This is a genomic window from Bacillus litorisediminis (assembly GCF_022808645.1).
Lineage (GTDB): Bacteria > Bacillota > Bacilli > Bacillales > JC228 > Bacillus_BF > Bacillus_BF litorisediminis.
This window is the reverse complement of the sequence record NZ_JAKZKT010000100.1, coordinates 1-2579: the sequence shown is the minus strand read 5'-3', so window position 1 is coordinate 2579 and position 2579 is coordinate 1. Positions and strand designations below refer to the sequence as shown.

At 34.4% G+C, this 2579-nt stretch carries 3 protein-coding genes; all 3 read left to right on the top strand.

The window, feature by feature from the left end:
• Nucleotides 1-91: 91 nt before the first annotated feature.
• From istA to MLE14_RS22055, 3 genes are read left to right on the top strand one after another with little or no spacing between them, the layout of a single operon-like run.
• On the top strand, nucleotides 92-1381 hold the full coding sequence (gene istA, locus MLE14_RS22065; protein WP_174752293.1) for an IS21 family transposase: 1290 nt from the start codon (nucleotides 92-94) through the stop codon (nucleotides 1379-1381).
• On the top strand, nucleotides 1374-2141 hold the full coding sequence (gene istB, locus MLE14_RS22060; protein WP_243300517.1) for an IS21-like element helper ATPase IstB: 768 nt from the start codon (nucleotides 1374-1376) through the stop codon (nucleotides 2139-2141). The genes istA and istB overlap by 8 nt, the downstream gene beginning before the upstream one ends.
• A 1-nt stretch (nucleotide 2142) precedes the next feature.
• On the top strand, nucleotides 2143-2457 hold the full coding sequence (locus tag MLE14_RS22055; protein WP_243300516.1) for a hypothetical protein: 315 nt from the start codon (nucleotides 2143-2145) through the stop codon (nucleotides 2455-2457).
• Nucleotides 2458-2579 lie beyond the last annotated feature (122 nt).

Sequence of the window (2579 nt, the reverse complement as noted above, 5' to 3'; positions counted from 1 at the left end):
TATAAATGCTAATTTAAGAGTGTACATAAATGACTGTTTAAGAATGTACAGTTTGCTCATTGCGCTGCATAATATTCTTGGGGTGAATATTGTGCATATGCAAATCAAAGTAAATACAGATATCGAAATTAACAGTCTTGTAGATTTACCAAAACTTAAATTGTTGATGGAGAATTTAAAAATGAAAATCAATAAAAGTAAATTGGCTCGAGATATGGGAGTTGATCGGAGGACTGTTGATAAATATCTACAGGGGTATAAGCCGAAAAATATTCGGAATCGAACTTCCAAAATAGATAACTATTACGAAATCATCACGTTACTTCTTTCAGAAGAATCCAATCAAAAATTTTATTACAAACGAGTATTATGGCAATATTTGAAAGATAATCATGGGTTGGAATGTGGGCAATCAACTTTTAGAAATTACATATCAAGTAAAGCGGAGTTTCAAAGTTATTTCGAATCGGAGAAGCGTAAGCGTTCAAATAATGAAGTGATACGTTTTGAGACTCCGCCAGCTGAACAAGCGCAATTAGATTGGAAAGAAAATATTCGATATATCACAAAAGATGGAGAAATCCTTTATGTGAATGTGTGCGTGCTCTTACTTGCCTATTCCAGGTTTCGAACATTCAACTTATCAATATCAAAGTCTCAAAGTGTATTACTGTCTTTCCTTACGGAAAGTTTCGAAGCATTTGGAGGAGTTCCTAAGACGATCTTGACTGACAATATGAAAACGATCATGGACGAGCCTCGAACAGAGTATCAAAAAGGAAGAGTAAATGAACGATTCTTTCAATTCTCCAAAGATATGGGATTTGAAGTGTGGCCTTGCATAGCCGGAAGGCCGAGGACAAAAGCTAAGGTAGAGGCACCGATGAAAATACTTGATGAAATCCATGCCTATCAAGGAAAGTTTGATTATGAGGAGCTTCATCATTTTGTACAAAAATTATGTAATCGAATCAACAATAGCTACCACCAAGGAACTGGGAAAATACCAATACTGGCACTAAAAAAAGAAAGAAACCTCTTATCTCCACTACCACATGAAAGAATAAGAGATTTCTATAAAATTGACCATATACTCGTGAAAGTGAACACATCAAATATGATCACTTTCAAATCCAACCAGTATTCAGTCCCACCAGGATACATTGGGAAAACGTTAAGTTTACAAGTATATGATAACCATATTTTTATCTATTATAACACGGAATTAGTTGCTCAACATTCTATTAGCCATTTGAAAATAAATTACAAACCAGAACATTACGTTGAGAATTTGGCGAGAGGCTTGCCTTCTTCCTCCAATATAGAAGAACTGGCTAAAAGAAATTTAGAGGCAATTAATGAGGTGTATAAAAATGAATAGCAGTTATAACAAACTGGTACAGAATCTAGAATACTTAAAGTTAAAGCAGATGATGATCCATCTTGATGAAACGATTGATTTTATGACGAATAATCAATTGTCATTTACGGATACGTTAATCAAACTTACGGATTACGAAATCGATATGAAAGAAGTAAACATGGTGAAATCAATGGTGAAAGTTGGCGCATTTCCACATTTCAAGGAAGTAAAAGACTTTGATTTTGATTTCCAGCCATCGATTAATAAGCAGCAGATTTTGGATTTCACCACCTTACGGTTTATTGAGCAAAAAGAAAATATTGTCTTTTTAGGAACAAGTGGTGTAGGAAAAACTCATTTAGCAACGGCTATTGGAATCGCAGCAGCTAAGAAAAGGACAAGTACGTATTTTATTAAGTGTAATGATTTGATTCTGAATTTAAAAAGAGCAAAACTTGAAAACCGATTGGAAAACAGACTAAAACATTATGCGAAATACAAACTTCTCATCATTGACGAGATTGGTTACTTGCCTATTGATGCAGAAGATGCCAAGTTGTTTTTTCAGTTAATAGATATGAGATATGAACAAAAAAGCACCATTTTAACCACAAACGCTAGCTTTAAAACATGGGGAGATATATTCCAGGATCCCAAAATTGCCAATGCCATCTTAGACCGTGTTCTTCATCACGCGACAGTGGTGAATATTATCGGAGATTCCTATCGCCTGAAAGACCATTTTAATAAAGAAAACACTAAACAAGGAGATAAATAAGATGAGTGAATTGGCATTAACAAAAACTACGAAGTTCTTTCGTTCATACGGAATTAAATGTAATGAGGAACTCATTGCGGAATGGTTGAATACGGCTTCCAGAAGAGAAAATTTAAGCGAACAAGTTTGTGAAGATGACCTTTACTACTTTAATGAATGGTGTAGATGGAAAGGAATCCCCTATGAAGAAGGAATAGATGATCAAACTAAAATCGCAAGATTATTAGAAGAAATTAATGATCTTCAAAGTGAGGTATCAGCCTTAAAAAAGGAGAAAGAAAATTTAGAGTTAAGACTAGGGATTAATCCTTTTTAGATTAACAAAACCTCCCCCCAGCAAAAGAAACAGAAAGGCTGGGGGATAATACCAAAGTCCGAATAGCAGAATTGTACATTCTAAAACGAGCAAAAGTGTACATATTATCGTTGACATTTATA

Excerpts from the sequence above, each read along its gene's own strand:
- istB (WP_243300517.1), top strand. The coding sequence starts at position 1,374 with ATGAATAGCAGTTATAACAAACTGGTACAGAATCTAGAATACTTAAAG.
- MLE14_RS22055 (WP_243300516.1), top strand. The coding sequence starts at position 2,143 with ATGAGTGAATTGGCATTAACAAAAACTACGAAGTTCTTTCGTTCATAC.